Consider the following 20,785-nt stretch of genomic DNA (forward strand, 5'->3'; position numbering starts at 1 on the left):
CCTCGACAGCTTGCCTTTCGTCGCGCGCACTGGTTGATCGATACCGGGATTGCGCCCGTGTCGTGGGCGCCGGGGGACCAGACGATGCCGATCGACGCCAGCCACTTCACCATGGTCGGGTTTCCGCTCGACCTGCGCGACACCGCCGCCCTGAACCGGCAGGCCGAAGGCTTCCTGGCCAACTGCGCCCTGGCGACGCTGAAGGCCCAGGATTCGGTCTGTCTGGTGCGCGATCCGTCGGGGGCCGAGCTTCGCATCGGCCTGCGCAAGCGCCGGTTCGGCGGCGACCAGGAGCTGATCACCCTCAACCCCGCCTTCGCCGGCGAAAGCCAGGTCGAGGTCGAGATCGTCGGCGACGCCTCGGATCCGGAGTGGAAGCCGTTCGAGGTGACGCTGACGGCCCGCTTCAAGGGCGAGGAAACGCCGATCGTGTTCGACCTGGCCGATCCCGGCGAGGCGCTGCGGCTGAAACCGGGAACCAAGGTTCCGGTGCGGCTGTCGGCCTTCGTGTTCGAGCCGGAGGTCTATGCCGACGAAGCGGCCTACTACGCCGCCCAGAAGCAGGCCAACGCCGAAGCCGGCAAGCCGGACGGGATCACCTTCGCCTCCAACTACTTCATTCCCTCGGGCATGTTCACGCCCGACGGCGAGGACGGCGACCTGAAGACGGCCAAGCGGCCGACCGCACAGGCCCTGTTCGCCAGCACGGTGCTGAAGGCAGAACGGCGACGCAACCAGGCCGGCGGCGACGAGTTCGTCTGGGCGCTGGTGCGAACCTATGGCGACGCGACGATGGACGTTCTGATCGATCCGCGCAGCATCAAGGCCGTGCCCGCGCCGGGTTCGATCCTCAGCGGATCGTTCTGGATCAGCGGCCGGATCGCTACGCCCTGAGATGGGAGGACCGATGAGCCACGCCGAAGACCTTCGCCTGCGCGCCCGGCTGCGGGCGCTCTATCATGGCGCGTCACCGGCGGCGGTGCGGTTCCGCTATGCGGTGATCTTGATCGACCTGGCGATCATCGCCTTCTTCATCGCCGCGCCGCTGATGCACCGGCATGGCGTGACCTTCTACCTGATCGACTATGGGGTGGCGGCGTTCCTGGCGGTGGATCTCGTGGCGCGGGCCATCGCCCACGGCGACATCCGGAGCTGGCTGAAGAAGCCGATCACCTGGATCGACCTCTTGGTGCTGGCCACCCTGCTGTTCCCGGCCTGGCTGTTCAATTTCGGCTTCCTGCGGGTCCTGCGCCTGTGGACCCTGGTGCGCAGCGAGTTCTTCTGGCGCACGGTGGCGCGCCGCTACGACGACACCCGCATCGAGGATGTCACCAAGGCCGCCTCGTCGCTGCTGACCTTCGTCTTCGTGGTGACGGGCTTCGTCTATACGAGCTTCGCGGGCCGGCACGAGGGCGTGGCCGGCTATGTGGACGCCCTCTATTTCACCGTCACCAGCCTGACGACGACTGGGTATGGCGACGTCACCCTGCCGGGCGTGTGGGGCAAGCTGCTGTCGATGGCGGTGATGCTGGGCGGGGTGTCGCTGTTCATCGGCCTGATCCAGTCGATCCTGCGGCCGCACAAGGTGACCCATCCCTGCCCCGACTGCGGCCTGCGCAAGCACGATCCGGACGCCGTACACTGCAAGGCCTGCGGCAAGCTGCTGTGCATTCCTGACGACGGGGCGTGAGGCTCACCTGATCCGTAAAATCCCCGCGAAAGCGGGGACCCAGGTGTTTTGTCGTCGAGCGCCACGCGTTTCAGAAAAAGCCTGGGCCCCCGCTTTCGCGGGGGTTTTACGGAGGAGAGAACGGTCCACCCTGTCCAGGGTCAAAAATGGCCTAGCCAGCGCCGGGAATGGCATTAACGTCCCGCGCCATGCTGACGCTCCGCTCCGTTTCACCCGCCGTCCTCGCCCTTGCTCTCCTCGCCGCCGGCCCCGTCCGCGCCCAGGAGGATCCCCACCTGGCCCTGGAAGGCGTCGAGACGCCCTCGTCGCTCGACTGGGTGAAGGGCGAGAACGCCAAGACCCTGCCCGTTCTGACCGGCGACAAGCGGTACCAGGGTCTGCACGACGCGGCGCTGAAGGTGCTGGCCGCCAAGGACCGCATCGCCGCCCCCAGCTTCGTCGGGACCACGGTGTTCAACTTCTGGCAGGACGCCGACCACGTGCGCGGCGTCTGGCGGCGCACCAGCCTGGAGAGCTACCGCTCGGCCGACCCGAAGTGGGAGACGGTCATCGACCTGGACGCCCTGGCCAAGGCCGAAGGCAAGAACTGGATCTGGAAGGGCGCCGACTGCCGGCCCAAGACCCACGACCGCTGCCTGGTGAACCTGTCGAACGGCGGCAAGGACGCCGTCGAGGTGCGCGAGTTCGACCTGACGACCAAGAGCTTCGTCAAGGACGGCTTCCTGCTGCCCGAGAGCAAGCAGACCGTCGACTGGCTGGACGCCGACACCCTGATCCTGACCCGCGACTGGGGCGCGGGCACCACCACCGACAGCGGCTACGGCATGGTGGTGAAGACGTTGAAGCGCGGTCAGGCTCTGAGCGAGGCCGTCGAGGTGTTCCGCGGCGAGAAGGCCGACGTCAGCGCCCGCCCGCACGTGCTGCGCGACGCGCTAGGCAATCGCGTGGTGCTGATCGAGCGGGCCACCGACTTCTTCCACACCAAGACCTTCCTGCTCGACGACGCCGGCAAGACGGTTCCGTTGTCGATCCCCGAGCGCTCGTCGATCCGCGGCCTGATCGGCGGCAGCCTGGTGTTGACGATCGAGGAACCCTGGAGCTTCAAGCCCTATGCCGCCGCCAAGGAACAGACCTTCCCGGCCGGGGCGCTGCTGTCGGTCGCGCCCGCCTCCCTGATCCCCAAGACGCTTCCGGCAGGCGAGATCGTCGTCAGCACCGGCTGCGATCCCTGCAAGGTTTTCGTCCCGGGGCCGCGCCAGTCGATCGACCAGGTGGCCGTGACCGACCACCGCGTCGTGGCGGCGATCTACGACAATGTGCGCGGCGGGCTGACCAGCTTCGCGTCGCAAGGCGAATGGGGCTGGAAAGGCGAGGCCCTGCCGGTGATCGACAACGCCGCCGTCTCGATCGTCGCGACGGCCGACGAGGGCGACCAGCTGTTCTACTCGGTCGAGGGCTTCGTCACCCCGACCCAGCTGAAGCTGGCCGACGCGACCACCGCCAAGGCCGACACCGTCAAGACCCTGCCGACCCGCTTCGACGCCTCCAAGCTGGTGGTCCAGCAGAAGGAAGCGACCAGCAAGGACGGCACGAAGATCCCCTACTTCCTGGTCAGCCAGAAGGGCGCGAAGCTCGACGGCTCCGCCCCCACCCTGCTGCACGCCTACGGCGGCTTCCAGCTGTCGAAGCTGCCGGTCTACGACCCGCTGGTCGGCAAGCTGTGGCTCGAGCGCGGCGGCAGCTACGCGGTGGCCAACATCCGCGGCGGCGGCGAGTTCGGTCCGGCCTGGCATGAGGCGGCCCTGAAGGCCAACCGCCAGCGGGCCTACGAGGACTACTTCGCCGTGGCCGAAGACCTGATCTCGACCAAGGTCAGCTCGCCCCGTCACCTGGGCGCTTACGGCCGCTCGAACGGCGGCCTGCTGATGGGCGTGGCCCTGACCCAGCGGCCCGACCTGTGGAACGCGGTGGTGGTGGAAAGCCCGCTGCTGGACATGATCCGCTACACCCAGCTGCCGGCCGGGGCGTCGTGGATCGGCGAGTATGGCGACCCGGCCATCCCGGCCGAACGCGCCTGGATCGAGCGCTACAGCCCGTACCAGAACCTGAAACCGGGCGTGAAATACCCCCTGGCCTACATCACCACCTCGACCAAGGACGACCGGGTGCACCCCGGCCACGCCCGCAAGTTCGCCGCCAAGCTCGGCGATCTGGGCCAGCCCTACCTCTACTATGAGAACACCGACGGGGGTCACGCCAACGGCGCCGACCCGGCGGCCAACGCCAAGCGCTGGGCGCTGCACTACACCTACCTGTCGCGCCAGCTGATGGATCACTAAATGCGTAGCCTTGTCCTGGCCCTCCTTGCCGCATCGAGCCTGATGACCGTTTCCGCCCACGCCGCCCCTGCGCCCGCCGACACCGCCGCCCGCACCCCGCTCACCGAGCTGGGCAAGGACGATCCCTACATCTGGATGGAGGAGATCGAGGGGACGAAGGCGCTCGACTGGGCCAAGGCCCAGAACGACCGCACCCTGCCGATCCTGCAGGGCGACCCGCGCTACCAGGGCCTGCACGACTCCGCCCTGGCGATCGTCAACGCCAAGGACCGCATCCCGGGCGTGGCCTTCATCGACGACCACGACCTGCGGAACTACTGGCAGGACGCCGACCACGTGCGCGGCGTCTGGCGCACCACCACCCTGGAGAGCTACCGCACCGCGCAGCCGGCCTGGGAGACCATCCTCGACCTCGACGCCCTGGCCAAGGCGGAAGGCAAGAACTGGGTCTGGAAGGGCGCCAGCTGCCTGGCCCCGGAAAGCCGGTATTGCCTGGTCCAGCTGTCGAACGGCGGCAAGGACGCCGTGGTCGTGCGCGAGTACGACGTCAAGACCAAGACCTTCGTCGCCGGCGGCTTCGAGCTGCCCGAAGGCAAGCACCGGTTCGACTGGATCGACAAGGACACCCTGATCGTCGCCACCGACTGGACCCCGGGCGAGGTGACGACGTCCGGCTATCCCTATGTGGTCAAGCTGGTCAAACGCGGTCAGCCCCTGTCGGCCGCCAAGGAAATCTACCGCGGAACCAAGGACGACGGCGGCTACGGCGTGTCGCCCTACGCCCTGCGCGACCATGACGGCGTGGTGCAGGCGGTGTTCGTCAACCGGCCGCTCGACACCTTCAACGCCGAGACCCACATGGTGGTCGGCGACAAGACGGTGAAGCTGCCCTTCCCGCTGAAGTCGTCGATCCAGGCCCTGGTCAAGGGCCAGCTGGTGTTCAGCGTCGAGCAGGACTGGGCCGAGCAGGGCCTGAAGACCGGCGACCTGGCCGCCTTCGACCTGGCCGCCTTCAAGGCCGCGCCGGAAACGGCCAAGGCGACGCTGATCCTGCACCCGACCGCCCGCGAGGCGATCGAGGGCGTCAGCGCCACCCGCGACCGGCTGGTGGTGGCCCTGTTCCAGAACGTCACCGGCGGCGCCCATGTCTATGACTTCAAGGGCGGCGCCTGGACCCGGACCAAGCTGGACCTGCCGACCAATTCGACGGTCGGACTGGGGTCGGCCTCCGACAAGGACGACCGTATCTTCGTCAGCGTGACCGGCTACCTGACGCCCACCACCTACTGGCTGGCCGACGCGGCCACCGGCAAGCTGGACAAGGTGAAAGCCGCGCCCGCCAAGTTCGACGCCTCGACCCACGTGGTCGAGCAGTTCGAGGCGACCAGCAAGGACGGCACGAAGATCCCGTACTTCCTGGTCCGACCCAAGGGCCTCAAGTACGACGGGACGACCCCGACCCTGCTCTACGCCTACGGCGGCTTCCAGGCCTCGATGACGCCCGGCTATTCCGGGGTGACCGGCAAGCTCTGGCTGGAGCGCGGCGGCGCCTATGTGGTGGCCAACATCCGCGGCGGCGGCGAGTTCGGGCCGAGCTGGCACGAGCAGGGCCTGAAGGCCAACCGCCAGCGGGTCTATGACGACTTCTTCGCCGTCTCCGAAGACCTGATCGCCCGCAAGATCACCTCGCCCCGTCGCCTGGGGATCATGGGCGGGTCGAACGGCGGCCTGCTGATGGGCGTGGCCCTGACCCAGCGTCCCGAGCTCTACAACGCCGTCGTCATCCAGGTGCCGCTGTTCGACATGGTCCGCTACAGCCAGATCGGCGCGGGCTCGTCGTGGATCGGCGAGTACGGCGACCCGCAGATCCCCTCGGAACTGGCGGTGATCGAGAAGTACTCGCCCTACCAGAACCTCAAGGCGGGCCAGAAGTACCCCGAGGTGTTCATCGAGACCTCGACCAAGGACGACCGCGTCCACCCGGCCCACGCCCGCAAGGCGGCGGCCAGGCTCGAAGCCCTCGGCTATCCGGTGCTGTACTACGAGAACGTCGACGGCGGTCACGCGGCCAGCGCCAACCTGGCCGAGACCGCCCGCCGGGTGGCCCTCGAATACACGTATCTGACCCGCAAACTGATGGACTGACGCCGCAACGTCCGTAAACCGGACCGCAATCTCTGGGCGCTATCACGGTACCTGGCCTTCTGGAGGTCCGTGATCAGCGCTCGGGGGGCGCCCGTGAAGATCGACGTCATCCAGGCTCTGCAGCTTTCGCCCGAGGACAGCGCGCGCTGGACCTCGCTCCAGGCGTTGCAGCCGCGCCTCGACTCTCCGTTCCTGTCGCCGCAATGGGCCAAGGCGGTCGCCACCGCCCAGGGCGAACAGGGCGATCGCGTGAAGGTCGCCGTGATCCGCGGCGACGACGGCCAGGCTCTCGCCTACCTGCCGGTGCGGGTGAAGGCGGGCGTGGCCATGCCGGCCGGCGCGCCGATGTGCGACTACCAGGCCCTGGTCTCCGAACACGACATCGCCGTCGATCCGCGCCGCCTGCTGGCCGCGCTCAAGGCCCAGCGCCTGGACTTCTGCCACATGCTGGCCGACGACGAGACCCTGGCCCGGCACGGCCGCGGTCAGGCCGACTCCTGGATCGTCGACGTCTCCGCCGGCTACGAGGCCTACGCCGCCGACCGCAAGACGGCGGGCGTCGGCGTACTCAAGGACATCGACAAGAAGCGCCGCAAGGCCGAGCGCGAGGTGGGCCCCGCCCGCTACGCCGCCATGTCCGAAAACCGCGCCGATTTCGACCAGCTGATCGCCTGGAAGCGTGAGCAGCTGCTGGCCACCGGCCAGACCGACCTCTTCAAGACCGACTGGGTCAACCGCCTGGTCGAGGACATGTTCGCCCGTCGCGACCCGGACTTCGGCGGCGGGCTCTATACCCTGCACCTGGGCGACGAGCTGGCCGCCGTGCACCTGCACCTGCGCGGGGCGCACACGGTCCACGGCTGGCTGATCGCCCACAACGCCAAGTTCGACCGCTATTCGCCCGGCCTGCTGCTGTTCCAGGACATTCTCAAGGGCATGGACGGCGGCCCCCATACGCGGCTGGACCTGGGCACCGGCGACTACCGCTTCAAGCGCGAGCTCTCCAACGCCCGCCAGACCGTGGTGTTCGGCTTCTACGGCGCGCCCTCGCCGGCCACCTTCGTGCGCTCGGCCGCCTGGGGCGTGCGCCAGGTCGCCGAGGCCCTGCCGCTGGGCCGGATGTCGGCGCTGCCGGGCAAGGCCATGCGCCGCATCGACCTGCTGCGCGGACTGCACTGAGGGCCGCGGGGTCTCGACCCGCCCCTTCAGAGAACAGGGTCGTGAAGCCAGATTCCGACGGACCAGCAGGTGCGATCGTCGTTAGCCGTCGGACCTTCGATCCAGACAAGCAACTCGCGCGCCCGTGGCGCGGTCTCGAACAGATCCAGAGGACAGTCGCCCTCTCCCCAGAAGTAGAGGTCCGGCCCGTCTCGGGTGGCTTCCTCGCTGGCGGGCCTCGCCACGCAGCGGCTCGCGGTCGGCGCGGGTTCGAGCGTAAGCCCGACCCAGCCATGCGGCCCGTCGAACTCGGCTTTGCTGCCACGCACCATGGGATGTGCGCGCCAGTAGTCCGGATCGTGGATCCGGGCTCCGAAGATCAGGTCGTGATGCATGGCTTCAAACATCGGGTCAGATTGGCGGCGGCGCCGGCTCTGGCGAACCGGTCCTACCCGGCCTTGCCCGTCTCCAGATAGGCCTTCAGGCGATCCTGCTGCTGGCCGAGCACCTGGTCGACGATCGGGGCGATCTTGTCGAGGCCGCCCTTCATGTAGCCGCCGGCGTCATAGCTCCAGGTCAGGGTGGTCTTGCCGTCGGCTTCCGCCAGCGCCCAGACCAGGTGGCCGCTGGCGCCGGAGAACTGCAGCGGACCAAGGCCGCCGAACAGGGTCAGCTGCTTGCCCGGCTGGGCGTTGACGACGGTCATGTGCAGAACCGCGCCGCTGTTGGGCATCTTCTCGCAGAAGCAGGCGCCCGGCGCCGCGCCCAGCGACAGGTTGGCCGCCGAGCCCGACCAGGTGTGGTCGCTGCTCCACCATTTGGCCGGCTGCACCAGCGCCGCCCAGACCTCGGCGGCGGGCTTGGCGATGATCACGACGCGCTTGGTCTCGAAACCGTTCGGCTGGGCGTCCACCACCTCGGCGCGCGCGGCGCCGGCCGCCAGCAGGGTCAGGACGGCGAGAACGGGGGCGGCGAGTTTCATGGCGCGTCTCCGGAAACGATGTTCGGAGGATCAAGCGCCAGCTGCGCCATTCAGGCAAGAGGAAGCCGTCAGGCCTTCTCGAACACCAGCGGGCCGCCCCAGAAGCTCTGCACCAGGCCGTTCTGCGGGCCCGGCTGGCCGGTGGTCAGGAACACCCGGCCGCCGCCCGTCCCCGGGTCGTACTCGGGGTGACGCTCCAGGTAGCGCTCCAGGGAGTCGGCGGTCGAGGCCGGCTGGTGGATCACCGGGGTGCCGGCCGGCAGGGCGGCGCGGAAGATGTCGGCGATGATCTCGTAGTGGGTGCAGCCCAGCACGGCGCGGTCGGGATAGCGGCCGATGCGGGTCTTCAGCGCCAGGACATAGCCCTCGACGGCCTTGGCCAGATCGACGACGCCGGCGTCGGCCTCGATCATCGGCACCAGGTCCGGACAGGGTTGCGAGAACACCGCCAGGTCCTGTTTGCGCTTGTCGATCTCGATCTCGTAGACGCGGGAATTGGTCGTCCCCTGCGTGGAGAACACCCCCAGCACGTCGAGCTGCTCGACCTTGTCGCCGCGGCGCTCGGCCTCGTGCTCCCAGGGCAGGCCCGTGGCCGCCTCGATGGTCGGCACGATGATGCCCAGGATGTTGATCGGACGGCCCAGCTGCTTGCGATAGCCCGGCAGCCAGGTCTGCTGCAGGCGGCGAAGGGCGATGGCCGACGCGGTGTTGCAGGCCAGGACCACCAGGCTGGCGCCGGCCTCGAACAGGCGCTCGCAGCCGGCCCGCGTCAGGTCGACGATCTCTTCCCCCGGCTTGCCGCCATAGGGGGCGTTGGCCTGGTCGGCCAGGTAGACGAAGTCCGCCTGGGGCAGACGCTGCACGAGGGCGCGGTGGACGCTGAGGCCGCCCACGCCGGAGTCGAAAACGCCGATGGTCATGGCCTGAGCATTAGCCGCGCCGAGGGCCTCCGTCCATGCGTCCGCGCGGGGGAAAAGGGCCGAAAAGGCGTCGGCTTTTAAAAGGTTACGGTCCTGTCATGTGACGGGCGCGCGGGCATGGCCTAGGGTCCGGCCACACTCAACGGAGAGCCATCCGTGCAACGTCGCACCTTCCTGCTTTCGTCCGCCGCGGCCGCCGCCGCGAGCGCCGCCGCGCCCGCCCTTTCCTTCGCCGCGGAGACCAATCCCTTGCTCGCTCCTTGGACCGGCCCGTACGGCGGCGTCCCCGCCTTCGACAAGATGAAGGTCGCCGACCTGACCCCGGCCGTCGACACGGCCATGGCCAGGAACCTGGCCGAGATCGACGCCATCGTCGCCAACAAGGAAAAGCCGACCTTCGCCAACACCATCGCGGCGCTGGAAGACACCGGCCGCACCCTGGCCGACGTCGCCTGCTACTACGGCATCTGGGGCTCGAACATGAGCTCGCCCGAGTACCAGGCCATCGAGCCGGCGATCGACGCCAAGTTCTCGGAGATCGGCGACAAGATCACCCAGAACGCCGGGCTCTTCGCCCGCATCGAGGCCGTCTACAACAGCCCCGAGAAGGCCAAGCTGACCGCCGAACAGCAGCGCCTCGTCTGGATCTACTACACCAACTTCGTGCGCTCGGGCGCCAAGCTGGACCCGGCCGCCAAGGCCCGGGTCGCGGCCATCAACACCGAGCTGTCGGGCCTCTTCACCAAGTTCAGCCAGAACCTGCTGGCCGACGAGGAGACCTATATCGAGCTGACCGAGGCCGACCTGGCCGGCCTGCCCGACGCCATCAAGGGCGCGACGGCTTCGAGCGCCGAGCAGCGCAAGCTCCCGGGCAAGAACATCATCGTCAACACGCGCTCCAGCGTTGACCCCTACCTCACCAACTCGCCGGTGCGCGCCACCCGCGAGAAGGTCTGGAAGGCCTTCGTCAACCGCGGCGACAACGGCGGCGCGACCGACAACAACGCCCTGATCTCCAAGATCCTCAAGCTGCGCGCCGAGCGCGCCAAGCTGCTGGGCTTCGAGACCCACGCCCACTGGCGCCTCGAGAACTCGATGGCCAAGACGCCCGACAAGGCCATGGCCCTGATGGAAGCCGTCTGGACCCCCGCCATCGAGCAGGTCGCCAAGGACGTCGCCGACATGCAGGCCATCGTCGACGCCGAGGGCGGCGGCTTCAAGATCGAGCCCTGGGACTACCGCTTCTACGCCGAGAAGGTCCGCAAGGCGAAGTACGACCTCGATATGAACGAGGTGAAGCCGTACATGCAGCTGGAGAAGCTGCGCGAAGGCATGTTCTGGGCCGCCGGCCAGGTCTACGGCTTCGAGTTCAAGAAGGTGTCGGGCCTGCCCGTCTACCAGGACGACATGACCGTCTACGAGGTGCTGCGCGGCGGCAAGCACGTGGGCCTGTGGTACTTCGACCCCTATGCCCGCCAGGGCAAGCGCTCGGGCGCCTGGATGAACGCCTACCGCAACCAGGAGCGCTTCAAGAAGCCGATCTCGACGATCGTCTCCAACAACTCCAACTTCATCGAGGGCAAGCCCGGCGAGCCGGTGCTGATCTCGTGGGACGACGCCAACACCCTGTTCCACGAGTTCGGCCACGCCATCCACGGCCTCAACAGCGACGTCACCTATCCGACCGTCTCGGGCACCAACGTCGCCCGCGACTATGTCGAGTTCCCCAGCCAGCTGAACGAGCACTGGCTGTCGACGCCCGAAGTGCTGAACAAGTTCTGCGTCCACTACAAGACCGGCGCGCCGATCCCGCAGGCCCTGGTGGACAAGATCAAGAAGGCCTCGACCTTCAACCAGGGCTTCGACACCACCGAGTACCTGGCCAGCGCCCTGATCGACATGAAGCTGCACCTGGCGGGCGGCGTCGATATCGATCCGGACAAGTTCGAGCGCGAGGAGCTGGCCAAGCTGAACATGCCCAAGGAGATCGTCATGCGGCACCGCACGCCGCAGTTCGGTCACGTGTTCTCGGGCGACGGCTATTCGGCCGGCTACTACAGCTACCTGTGGGCCGACACCCTGACCGCCGACGTCGCCGAGGCCTTCCAGGAGGCGCCAGGCGGCTTCTACGACAAGCCCACCGGCCAGCGCCTGATCAAGACGATCATGTCGCGCGGCAACTCGGTCGACCCGGCCGAGCAGTTCCGCGCCTTCCGCGGCCGTGACGTCAAGATCGGCGCCCTGATGCGCGACCGCGGCTTCCCGGTTCCCCCGGGGGCGTGATCGGCTGACTTGAGCTGACCTGAAACGAGAACGCCCCGCCCGGTCATCCAGGCGGGGCGTTTTCTTTTCCCTCTCCCCTTGCGGGAGAGGGTGGCCTCCGAAGGAGGTCGGGTGAGGGGTCGAAAGCCCTGTCCGCTGCTTTCAGCCTGCCCGCCAGATGCGGTCTTTCAGATCTGAGAGACCCTCATCCGTCGGCCTTCGGCCGCCACCTTCTCCCGCAAGGGGAGAAGGACTAAGCCGCCCGCTTCGCCGCGCCCGCGCCGCCGATCTTGAACCGCCCCACCAGCCGCGCCAGTTCGGCCGCCTCGTTGGACAGCGAGTGGCTGGCCGCCGTCGACTGCTCGACCATGGCGGCGTTCTGCTGGGTGGCCTGGTCCATCTGGTTCACGGCGACGTTCACCTGGGCCAGGCCCGTGGCCTGCTCCTGGGCGCCGGCGGCGATCTCGGCCACCGTGTGATTGATCTCCAGAACCCCGGCGGTGATGCGGCGCAGGGCCTCGCCGGTCTGGCCGACCAGGGCCACGCCCTCGTCCACCTGCTGGCCGGAAGCGCCGATCAGGCCCTTGATCTCCTTGGCGGCTTCCGCCGAGCGCTGGGCCAGGGCCCGCACTTCCGAGGCCACGACCGCGAAGCCCTTGCCCGCGTCGCCGGCGCGGGCGGCCTCGACTCCGGCGTTGAGGGCCAGGAGATTTGTCTGGAAGGCGATCTCGTCGATCACCCCGATGATGTTGCCGATCTCGCGCGAGGAGGCCTCGATCTGGGTCATGGCGGCGACGGCGCGCTCGACCACGGCCCCGCCGGCTTCGGCGTCCTTGCGGGCGGCGTCGACCGACCGGCGGGCCGTGCCCGCGCCTTCGGCCGCGCGGCGGACGGTGGCGGTGATCTCGTCCAGGGCCGCGGCGGTCTCTTCCAGGCTGGCGGCCTGCTGCTCGGTGCGGCGCGACAGGTCGTCGGCCGCGTGACTGATCTCGCCCGAACCGGCCCGGATGCCGCCGACCGCGCCGGTGATCACGCTCATGGTCTCCTGCAGCCGCTGCATGGCCGCGTTGAAGTCGTCCTGCAGCTTGCGATAGGCGGGCGGGAAGGCGTGGTCGAGGCGGGCGGTCAGGTCGCCCTGCGCCAGGCGCTCCAGGCCCTCGCCGACCTGGGCGACGACGCCGGCCTGCTCGCGGGCCGACGCGGCGCGCTCGGCCTCGTTGGCCCCGCGCTCGGCCTCGGCCCGGTGGCGCTGCTCGACGGCCTCGCCCTCGACCCGCAGCTTCTCGATCGCGGCGTCCTTGAAGGTCAGCACGGCCTGGGCCATCGCCCCGATCTCGTCCTTGCGGCCCAGGGCCGGCACGGCCACGGCGTTGTCGCCGTCGGCCAGGCGGCGCATGGCCGAGGTCATGGCGTCGACCGGGGCGGCGATGCTGCGGGCCAGCAGCCAACCCATCAGCACGGCGATGCCGACGGCGGCGGCCCCGCCCAGGGCCAGAGCCAGGCCGGCGCCCGCGAAGGCGCGCTTCTGTTCCTCGATGCGCTGGGCCAGCTGGGCCTGCTCGGCCTCGTCTATGGTCTTCAGCGCCTTGCGCACATTGGTCAGGCGGCCGCTCTTGCCGATGCCGACCCGGGACGCCTCCAGCTTGGCGGGGTCCTTGGCGTCGGCGATCTGGGCCAGGGTCTCGGCGCGGAACACGCTCACCGCCTGGGTCAGGGTGTCGAGATTGGCCTTCTCGGCGTCGTCCTCGGCGCCGGCGGTCAGGGCCTGGAAGGCCTCGTCGTACTTGCCCTGGTAGCTCTGGTACTTCTCGACGAACGACGGATCCAGGCTGGCCACGAAGCCCCGCGCGGCGTTCTGCTGCTCGACGAGATCCGCGCCGGCCTTCTCGACCAGCGCCAGATAGTCGTAGCTGTGGGCGTTGAGGGCGGTGACCCGCTGGATCGACGCCAGGCCGCTCCAGGCCAGGGCCCCGGCGCCGGCCACGGCCGCCACCAGTACGGCGAAGGCCAGGAGCAGCTTGTGCGCCACCTTGAGGTTGCTGAGCATCACGAGACTTCCCAGGAGAGTGTTGGGAGGATTTTCGCCGATGCGGATTAATGGATATTATTCATGAACACACTAAGCGCACATCGAACGACGTTCTTGATTGTTCCATGCAATCAAATCATTCTGCCACAAGGATAGACCATAGGGTGCGACGTGTGGTCGCAGGCTTTGACTCCACAGGTCGAAGCGGGCGATATTGATCCGTATTCTGAGTATTTTCGAATACAGTGGAGCGGGGCTCTCCACCTTGGAGCATTCGACGATTTTGCATCTTTGACGCGAATCGTGAGATAAAAACAGCGCACGGCCGCAACCGGGGGACGGGGCCGCGCGTATTCGAACAAGGCCGAGCTTCGGCCGAACGCGCCAAGGACGCGCCCCCGATGAACGCTCCCCCGCCTCTTCCCCTGGTCCGCCCGATGCTGTGGCTGGCCGCCGCCGCCTTCGCGACGGGTTTCGGCGGCTACCTGCTGGTGGGCCTGAGCGCCCGCTAATCCCCTCTCTCTGAGAGAGAGGGGTCTAGTTACAGCCTTACCGCCCGCCGGTCGAGCCGAAGCCGCCGGCGCCGCGGTCGGTGTCGTCGAGGCTGGCGACCAGGCTCCAGGCCGCCTGCACCACCGGCGCGATGACCAGCTGGGCGATGCGGTCGCCGCGGCGGATCACGAAGTCCTCGGCGCCCAGATTGGCCAGGATCACCTTCACTTCACCGCGATAGTCGCTGTCGATCGTGCCCGGCGAGTTCAGGCAGGTGATGCCAGCCTTGGCCGCCAGGCCCGAGCGCGGCCGCACCTGGGCCTCGAAACCGGCCGGCACGGCGAAGGCCAGGCCCGTCGGAACCATGAACCGGGCGCCCGGCTTCAGGGTCAGGGGCGCGTCCTCCTCGACGGCGGCGCGCAGGTCCATGCCGGCGGCGCCGACGGTCTCATAGGCGGGCAGCGGCAGGCCGTGGGCGTGGGCGAGCTGGACGACGGGGATGTGGGGCGTGGTGGTCATAGAGCTTCCGCGATGCGTTGGGCGATGGAGCGGGCGACGTCGTCCTTGGACGCGCGTTCCCAGCGTTCGGTGTGGTCCTTGGCGATCAGCAGGACGGCGTTTTCCGTCCCGCCCATGACGCCCGGTTCGGTCACGTCGTTGGCGATGATCCAGTCGCAGCCCTTGCGCGCCAGCTTGGCGCGGGCATGGGCCTCGACGTCGTCGGTCTCGGCCGCGAAGCCGACCACCAGTTTCGGCCGGTTCGGGCCGGAGGCGGCCAGGGTCGCCAGGATGTCGGGGTTCTCGACGAAGGTCAGGGCCGGCGGGCCGCCCTTGTCCTTCTTCAGCTTGGAGCCGAACACCTCGTCGACCCGCCAGTCGGCCACGGCGGCGACGAACACCCCCACGTCGGCCGGCAGGGCGGCCTGGGACGCGGCCAGCATCTCGCGGGCGGTCTCGACATCGACGCGCTCGACGCCCGGCGGGGTCGGCAGCGACACCGGCCCGCTGACCAGGGTGACCTTCGCGCCGAGCTTGGCCAGCGCGCCGGCGATGGCGTAGCCCTGGCGACCGCTGGAGCGGTTGGTGATGCCGCGCACCGGGTCGATCGGCTCGAACGTCGGACCAGCCGTGACCAGGGCGTGCTTGCCGGCCAGCGGCCAGGCCTCGAAGATCTCCTCGGCCGGCGCGTTCAACATTTTCACTATGGCGGCGAAGATTTCCGGCGGCTCGGCCAGGCGGCCGGGGCCGAACTCGCCGCAGGCCATGGCCCCCTCGTCGGGCCCGACGAAGCTCACGCCGTCGGCCTTCAGGGTCGCCACGTTGCGCTGCACGGCCGGGTGCAGCCACATGCGCACGTTCATGGCCGGCGCCATCAGCACCGGCTTGTCGGTGGCGAGCAGGGTGGTGGAGGCCAGATCCCCGGCCAGGCCGTTGGCGGCCTTGGCGATCAGGTCGGCGGTGGCGGGGGCCACCACCACCAGGTCGGCCGAGCGCGACAGCTGGATGTGGCCCATCTCGGCCTCGTCGGTCAGCGAGAACAGATCGTCATAGACCTTGTCCTCGGAGAGCGCGGCCAGCGACAGCGGGGTGACGAACTCCGCCCCGGCCTTGGTCAGGATCGGCCGCACGCCAATGCCCGCCTTGCGCAGTAGGCGGGTCAGCTCCAGCGCCTTGTAGGCCGCCACGCCGCCGCCGACGATCAGGAGCACGCGCTTGCCGCCCGGGATGTCGCTCACCTTGAAGGCCTCTCGTCCGCCGGTTCCCCTCCGCGCATAGAGCGCCTCGCGCCCGCAGGCAATCGCGCTGGAAGGCCGCGCGCGGAAGATGCACGAGGGGACTCGACTCGCGTTCCTTTTTCGTTCACCAATCGTTAAGATTGCAAAATCGGGGAGTGAGCGAGCATGACGGGAGCGTTGCGTTTCGGACTTCTGGCCCTTTCGGCCGCCTTGCTGGCGGGCTGCGACGGCGGGGCCTCGGCGGTGAAGGCCGCCAAGGGCGGCCAGGTCGCCTCCAGCGAGGGAACCAGCAGTAGCGGGGGCGGCGCTCCGGCGGCCGCCGGCGAAGTCGCCGACGCCTCCGGCGCGGCAAGGCAGGCGGCTGACCCGCGAGATGCGCCGGTGCAGCTGATCGCCGGCCGGCCGATGTGGGCCGCCAACAGGACGCGCACCGCCGAGGAGAACGCCCAGCGCGGCTTCGAGCGGTTCGGCGAGGCGTTCGGCGCCAGAACCGTCGACGACTACGTGAAGAAGACCCACGCCTTCGTCGCCAAGCCGCCGGCCGGCAGCCAGACCTTGAAGCGCGCCAACGGCGACACCCTGATCTACGACCCGGCCGGCAACGTCTTCGCCGTGGTCACCCGGGCCGGGGCGCCGCGCACCATGTTCAAGCCCGACGACGGGGCCGACTACTGGCGCAAGCAGAAGGAAGGCCAGGCCCGCCGCACGGCGGCGTCCGACCGGCGGGGCAGCGAAGGCGGCAACGGCTGAACGCCGGCGCCCGTAACGAAATGGGGGAGACGAACCATGAGGGAGCAACCGGTTCCGGACGCGGCCCTGCGCGACGGGGGCGCCACCGAAATGGCGCGGGTCTGGGTGGCCGAGCACGGCCTGCACTGCAGCCTGCGGATCGGGGTCTATGACGACACCCCGATCGACGAGGCGCGGGCCTGGGGGATGATGCTGGCCGACCTGCTGCGCCATGTCGGCCGGGGCCTGTCGGCCTATTACCAGCGCGAGGCCGGCGAGGTGGTCGAGGCGGTGCTCGAGGCCATGCGTGACGAGCTGGCCGCCCCGACCACGCCGATCGAAGGCGGCCTGGCCGACGCGCCGGAGACGACGCCCGGGGGGCCGGCGCCCCGGTCGCACTGAGCGCCAGGCTTGGATGTCGAGACGAGGGGGATGTGTCCCGGCAAGGCGTGCGCTAGGTCACAGCCATGGACGAGACGCGGCGGCTAAGGGGCCTGGATCCTGCCGGACCAAGAGCCTGCGCCGCCGGGGCGCGCATTCCGGACATAGACGAGGGGGGAAGGACGATGATCGATCGGCGGGCGTTGCTGGGCCTCCTGGCGACCACGGGCGCGGCGACGGCGCTCGATCGGGCGGTCGCGCGGGGCCTTGCGCCAGAGGAACGGCAAGGGGGACGGCCGGCGACCTTCGCGCCGCCCGACCGCGCCCTGAAGGTCGAGGTTCCCGGCGGCCGGGTCTATGTGCGGATCAACGGGAGGCTGGATGGTCCGCTGGCGCCGGTGGTCTTCGTCCATGGCGGGCCGGGCGGGACGCATGCCGGCTTCCTCGACGCCCTGGCCCTGGCCGACGAGCGGGCGGTGATCCTCTACGACCAGCTGGATTCCGGCCTGTCGGACCATCCGATGAACCCAGCCAACTGGACCGTGGCGCGCTTCGTCGACGAGTTGGAAGCGGTGCGCGACGGCCTGAAGATCCCGCGCTGGCACGTCGTCGGTCACAGCTGGGGCGGCACGGTGGCCCTGGAATACGGCGCGCGGCGGCTGCCGGCCCAGGCGGGGCTGTGCCTGGCCAGCCCCCTGGTCTCGACCCGCAGCTGGATCGCCGACGCGGAGACCCTGCGCGGCGACCTGCCAGCGCCGGTGCGCGACCAGCTGGTGCAGTGCGAAGCGCCCGCTCCGCCGCCGCCCAAGGCGGCCTGCGCGGCGGCGACAGACGCCTTCTACGCCGCCTTCCTGACCCGTGAGCGGCCTTCGCCGGCCCACCGCGCCTATCGCCCGCCCGGCGATCGCGGCTTCAACGAGACCCTCTACCGCGCCATGTGGGGTCCGACCGAGTTCTCGTCGACCGGAACGCTGAAGACCTATGACGGCGAGCCGCTGCTCAACCGGCTGGACGGCAGGCGCACCCTGTTCATGGTCGGCCAGTACGACGAGGCCCGGCCGGTCACCGCCGAACGCTTCGCCCGCCGCGTCGCCGGATCCGAACTGGCCGTCGTCCCCGGCGCCGGCCACGCCACCTTCACCGACCGCCCGGAAGAGACCGTTACAGTGCTGCGCCAATGGCTGAGGCGGCAGGACAGGCTGGGCTGAGGGCCGGGCCGGCCTGAAAGATCCTCCCCCTGAAGGGGGAGGTGTCGGCGAAGCCGACGGAGGGGGATGTGACTGCTAAGGTAGTCGCCGCCTCCACATCAGAGGGGACTTCCCCTCCGGCCCTACGGGCCACCTCCCCCTTCAGGGGGAGGGTCCAAAGCGACAACTTCGCCGTCTCCTACCGCCGCTTCTTGCCCTTCGCGGCGGTCGTCTTCTTCTTGCTGGCGCCCTTGGCGGACTTGCCCTTCACCGCCTTGCCCTTGGCGGCCTTGCCCGAGCGCAGGGCCGAAGCCTTGCCGCCCTTCTTCGCCGCGGCGGCGCACTTGGCCTTGGCGGCCTTCAGGGCCTTGCCCTTCTTGCCCTTGGTGACGCAGGGCGCGGCCTTGGCCGGCGCGGCGGCGACGGTGCGGGCGGCGGGAGCGACGCGGGGCGGCCAGATCACCGGTCCGCGCGCGGCGCTGGCGTAGCCGGCCGGCAGGATCGGCATGCCGGTGCGCTCGACGCTGACGGCCACCGGGGCCGCGCCATCTTCGGCCAGGCGACCGCTCCAGGCGCCGTCGGGACCGCCGCTTAGCGACAGGGTCGAGCCGATCCCGGCCCTGGCCATGAACCGCACGGCCGCGCCGCCGTCATAGGTGCGCTCGACGCTGTCGATCAGCCCGGTGGAGCCGACCGCGCCCTTGCGGCGCAGGTCTCGCCAGGCGCCTTCGACCGGACCATAGCCGCCGGCCGGATCGACGATCTGAAGGGCGTAGAGGGCGGTTCCGTCGGCGCCCCGGATCGTCCAGCCGCCGTCGAGCGGACCCTGCAGGCCTTGCGCGGCGGCGATCGAGCCCTTCACCCGCAGCTCATAGGCCTGCTCGACGCTCATCGCCCCGCCGGCCGCGGCCGGAGCGGCGGGCTCGGGGGCCGGGATCGGCAGGATGGTCGCCTTGTGGCGCGGGGCGGGCGCGGCGGCCGGGGCCTCGTCCTCCTCGTCGGTGGTCTGGGGGCCGCTGGCGGCGATCAGGTCGGCCAGCGGATCGGCGGCGGCCGGCGAGGCCACGGGCGGGGCCCCAGGCTGAGCGGCCGGCGGCGCGGCGACCACCGGGATCGCCGGCGCGGGAGCCGGCGCTTGGGCGGCCACGGACGCCGGGGCCGTCGTCACCACCGCGTCAGGCGCGGAAGCGGCCGGAACAGCGGCGGGGGCCGAGGCCTGGGCCAGGGCGACGACCGGGATCGACAGCAGGGCGACCAGCGAGACCGACAGGGAAACGGGCGGCAAGACGAGGCGACGCATGGATTTCCCTATCAGCCCGCCGTCTTCGCGGCGATGGCCTCGGACACGGCCACCAGGCGCTGGGCCTGAACCAGATGCAGGCGCTCGGCCATCTTGCCCTCGACCCGCAGCGCGCCCTTGCCGGCGTTGTCCGGGTCGGCGAAGGCGGCGATCACCGCCCGGCTCCAGGCGATCTCGTCGGTCGAGGGCGAGAACACGCGGTTGCAGATCTCGAGATGCTTGGGGTGGATCAGGGTCTTGCCGTCGAAGCCGAAGTCCACCGCCTGGCCGCAGACGGCCTCCAGGGCTTGGAGGTCTTCGATGTCGTTGTGCACCCCGTCGAGGATGGACAGGCCATGGCCGCGCGCGGCGGCCACCGACAACGACAGGATCGGCAGGAAGGCCTCGCGGCCCGGCGTCTGCCGCGCCCGCATCTCCTTGGCCAGGTCGTTGACCCCCATCACCCAGGCCGACAGGCGCGTGGTCTTGGCGGCCCCTGCGATCTCCCACAGGTGGAAGGCGGCCTTGGCGGTCTCGATCATCGTCCAGAGTTTGGTGTGGATCGGGGCGGCGTGCAGCGCCGCGTCATAGGCGTGGACGTCGGCGGCGTCATTGACCTTGGGCACGAGCACCGCGTCGGGGCCGGCCTCGGCGGCGGCCTTCAGGTCGTCGGCGCCCCAGGGGGTGTCCAGGCCGTTGGTGCGGATGACGATCTCGCGCGGGCCAAAGCCCCCGGCCTTGACCGCGGCCACGGCGGCTTCGCGGGCGGCGAGCTTCATCTCCGGCGCGACAGCATCCTCCAGGTCGAGGATGATCACGTCGGCGTCCAGCGTGCGCGCCTTCTCCACGGCCTTGGCGTTGGAGGCGGGCATGTAGAGGGCGCTGCGGCGTGGCCGGGCGATGTCGGTCATGAGGCTCTCGAGGCGCGGGATCGCGAAACCTGTAAAGCACCTGCCGCGCGGGCCGAAAAGCGGAGATATCGCGGCGGGCGAAGCGCCCGCTACCGTCTCGGGGGAAGCCATGGCGGGAAAGCGGCAAACGGGGTTAAGCTCGCCGCATGACGACGCGCCCCACGCCCACGCGATATGACGAGACGGCCCGCAACGTCCTGGGCGGCGAACTGGTCCCCTGCTCGCTGGATCCGGTGACCGGCTTCTACCGCAACGGCTGCTGCGAGACCGGCCCGCACGACCTGGGCCTGCACACCGTCTGCGCGGTGATGACCGAGGAGTTCCTGGCCTTCTCCAAGGCTTCCGGCAACGACCTGTCGACCCCGCGTCCCGAATTCGCCTTCCGCGGCCTGCGGCCCGGCGACCGCTGGTGCCTGTGCGCCGGTCGCTGGCGCGAGGCGCTGGACGCCGGCATGGCCCCCCAGGTCATTCTGGAGGCCACCCACGAGGAGACCCTGGCGATCGTCTCGCTGGGCGTGCTGAAGGACCATGCGTCGGCTTAAGGC

The 20,785-nt window shown here is 69.6% G+C and carries 19 protein-coding genes; 11 read left to right on the forward strand and 8 right to left on the reverse strand.

Annotation, left to right across the window (positions count from 1 at the left end; translation table 11 throughout):
- Positions 1-84: 84 nt before the first annotated feature.
- From AC07NG_RS02305 to AC07NG_RS02325, 5 genes are all read left to right on the forward strand, one after another.
- Positions 85-894 (forward strand): hypothetical protein, encoded by an 810-nt coding sequence (locus AC07NG_RS02305; protein WP_494591929.1) that lies wholly within the window; start codon positions 85-87, stop codon positions 892-894.
- Between the two features lie 13 nt (positions 895-907).
- Positions 908-1,690 (forward strand): potassium channel family protein, encoded by a 783-nt coding sequence (locus AC07NG_RS02310; protein ID WP_494591931.1) that lies wholly within the window; start codon positions 908-910, stop codon positions 1,688-1,690.
- Between the two features lie 188 nt (positions 1,691-1,878).
- Entirely contained in the window at positions 1,879-4,029 is a 2,151-nt protein-coding gene (locus tag AC07NG_RS02315; RefSeq protein ID WP_494591933.1) for a prolyl oligopeptidase family serine peptidase, read from the forward strand.
- Positions 4,030-6,174: a prolyl oligopeptidase family serine peptidase gene (locus tag AC07NG_RS02320; protein WP_494591935.1), complete on the forward strand. Its 2,145-nt coding sequence runs from the start codon at positions 4,030-4,032 to the stop codon at positions 6,172-6,174.
- Between the two features lie 93 nt (positions 6,175-6,267).
- Positions 6,268-7,353, forward strand: a complete 1,086-nt coding sequence (locus tag AC07NG_RS02325) for a GNAT family N-acetyltransferase (RefSeq protein WP_494591937.1) — start codon at positions 6,268-6,270, stop codon at positions 7,351-7,353.
- 26 nt (positions 7,354-7,379) lie between these two features.
- Here AC07NG_RS02325 and AC07NG_RS02330 read toward each other — a convergent pair whose 3' ends face one another.
- The 3 genes from AC07NG_RS02330 to AC07NG_RS02340 all read right to left on the reverse strand — a co-directional run bounded on the left by AC07NG_RS02330 (position 7,380) and on the right by AC07NG_RS02340 (position 9,234).
- Positions 7,380-7,727, reverse strand: a complete 348-nt coding sequence (locus tag AC07NG_RS02330; RefSeq protein ID WP_494591939.1) for a hypothetical protein — start codon at positions 7,725-7,727, stop codon at positions 7,380-7,382.
- A gap of 53 nt (positions 7,728-7,780) precedes the next feature.
- Positions 7,781-8,314, reverse strand: coding sequence for an SRPBCC family protein (locus tag AC07NG_RS02335; RefSeq protein ID WP_494591941.1), 534 nt, complete (start codon positions 8,312-8,314; stop codon positions 7,781-7,783).
- 68 nt (positions 8,315-8,382) lie between these two features.
- Positions 8,383-9,234: a glutamate racemase gene (locus tag AC07NG_RS02340; RefSeq protein WP_110121170.1), complete on the reverse strand. Its 852-nt coding sequence runs from the start codon at positions 9,232-9,234 to the stop codon at positions 8,383-8,385.
- Positions 9,235-9,390: 156 nt separating this feature from the next.
- On the opposite strand from AC07NG_RS02340, the gene AC07NG_RS02345 reads away from it, so the two are divergent.
- Positions 9,391-11,517, forward strand: a complete 2,127-nt coding sequence (locus AC07NG_RS02345; protein WP_494591943.1) for a M3 family metallopeptidase — start codon at positions 9,391-9,393, stop codon at positions 11,515-11,517.
- Positions 11,518-11,749: 232 nt separating this feature from the next.
- Here the strand turns inward: AC07NG_RS02345 and AC07NG_RS02350 are convergent, their stop codons facing one another.
- Positions 11,750-13,543: a methyl-accepting chemotaxis protein gene (locus AC07NG_RS02350; protein ID WP_494591945.1), complete on the reverse strand. Its 1,794-nt coding sequence runs from the start codon at positions 13,541-13,543 to the stop codon at positions 11,750-11,752.
- Positions 13,544-13,926: 383 nt separating this feature from the next.
- On the opposite strand from AC07NG_RS02350, the gene AC07NG_RS02355 reads away from it, so the two are divergent.
- Complete coding sequence (locus tag AC07NG_RS02355) at positions 13,927-14,037, forward strand: hypothetical protein (protein ID WP_233245315.1); 111 nt, start codon at positions 13,927-13,929, stop codon at positions 14,035-14,037.
- A 37-nt stretch (positions 14,038-14,074) separates the two neighbouring features.
- Here the strand turns inward: AC07NG_RS02355 and dut are convergent, their stop codons facing one another.
- Entirely contained in the window at positions 14,075-14,536 is a 462-nt protein-coding gene (gene dut, locus AC07NG_RS02360; RefSeq protein ID WP_487291294.1) for a dUTP diphosphatase, read from the reverse strand.
- Positions 14,533-15,744 carry a bifunctional phosphopantothenoylcysteine decarboxylase/phosphopantothenate--cysteine ligase CoaBC gene (gene coaBC, locus AC07NG_RS02365; RefSeq protein ID WP_494592325.1) on the reverse strand — a complete coding sequence of 404 codons (1,212 nt, stop codon included), beginning with the start codon at positions 15,742-15,744 and terminating at the stop codon, positions 14,533-14,535. Before coaBC ends, dut begins: the two co-directional genes overlap by 4 nt.
- A gap of 174 nt (positions 15,745-15,918) precedes the next feature.
- Here coaBC and AC07NG_RS02370 point away from each other — a divergent pair, with 174 nt between their 5' ends.
- The 3 genes from AC07NG_RS02370 (at position 15,919) to AC07NG_RS02380 (ending at position 18,071) form a co-directional block, all read left to right on the forward strand.
- Complete coding sequence (locus tag AC07NG_RS02370) at positions 15,919-16,503, forward strand: hypothetical protein (protein ID WP_494591948.1); 585 nt, start codon at positions 15,919-15,921, stop codon at positions 16,501-16,503.
- A 36-nt stretch (positions 16,504-16,539) separates the two neighbouring features.
- Positions 16,540-16,884: a DUF5076 domain-containing protein gene (locus AC07NG_RS02375; protein WP_487291297.1), complete on the forward strand. Its 345-nt coding sequence runs from the start codon at positions 16,540-16,542 to the stop codon at positions 16,882-16,884.
- Positions 16,885-17,048: 164 nt separating this feature from the next.
- A complete protein-coding gene (locus tag AC07NG_RS02380; protein WP_494591950.1) occupies positions 17,049-18,071 on the forward strand; it encodes a proline iminopeptidase-family hydrolase in 1,023 nt (340 codons plus the stop codon).
- Between the two features lie 178 nt (positions 18,072-18,249).
- Here AC07NG_RS02380 and AC07NG_RS02385 read toward each other — a convergent pair whose 3' ends face one another.
- Both AC07NG_RS02385 and AC07NG_RS02390 read right to left on the reverse strand, forming a co-directional pair.
- The gene (locus AC07NG_RS02385) at positions 18,250-19,350 is read right to left on the reverse strand and encodes a hypothetical protein (RefSeq protein ID WP_494591952.1); all 1,101 of its coding nucleotides are present in this window, start codon (positions 19,348-19,350) and stop codon (positions 18,250-18,252) included.
- 11 nt (positions 19,351-19,361) lie between these two features.
- Positions 19,362-20,240, reverse strand: coding sequence for an HpcH/HpaI aldolase/citrate lyase family protein (locus tag AC07NG_RS02390; RefSeq protein ID WP_492854061.1), 879 nt, complete (start codon positions 20,238-20,240; stop codon positions 19,362-19,364).
- A 146-nt stretch (positions 20,241-20,386) separates the two neighbouring features.
- On the opposite strand from AC07NG_RS02390, the gene AC07NG_RS02395 reads away from it, so the two are divergent.
- Positions 20,387-20,782 carry a DUF2237 family protein gene (locus tag AC07NG_RS02395; RefSeq protein WP_487291304.1) on the forward strand — a complete coding sequence of 132 codons (396 nt, stop codon included), beginning with the start codon at positions 20,387-20,389 and terminating at the stop codon, positions 20,780-20,782.
- Positions 20,783-20,785 lie beyond the last annotated feature (3 nt).

Source organism: Caulobacter sp. GW821-FHT10C03 (assembly GCF_059415485.1).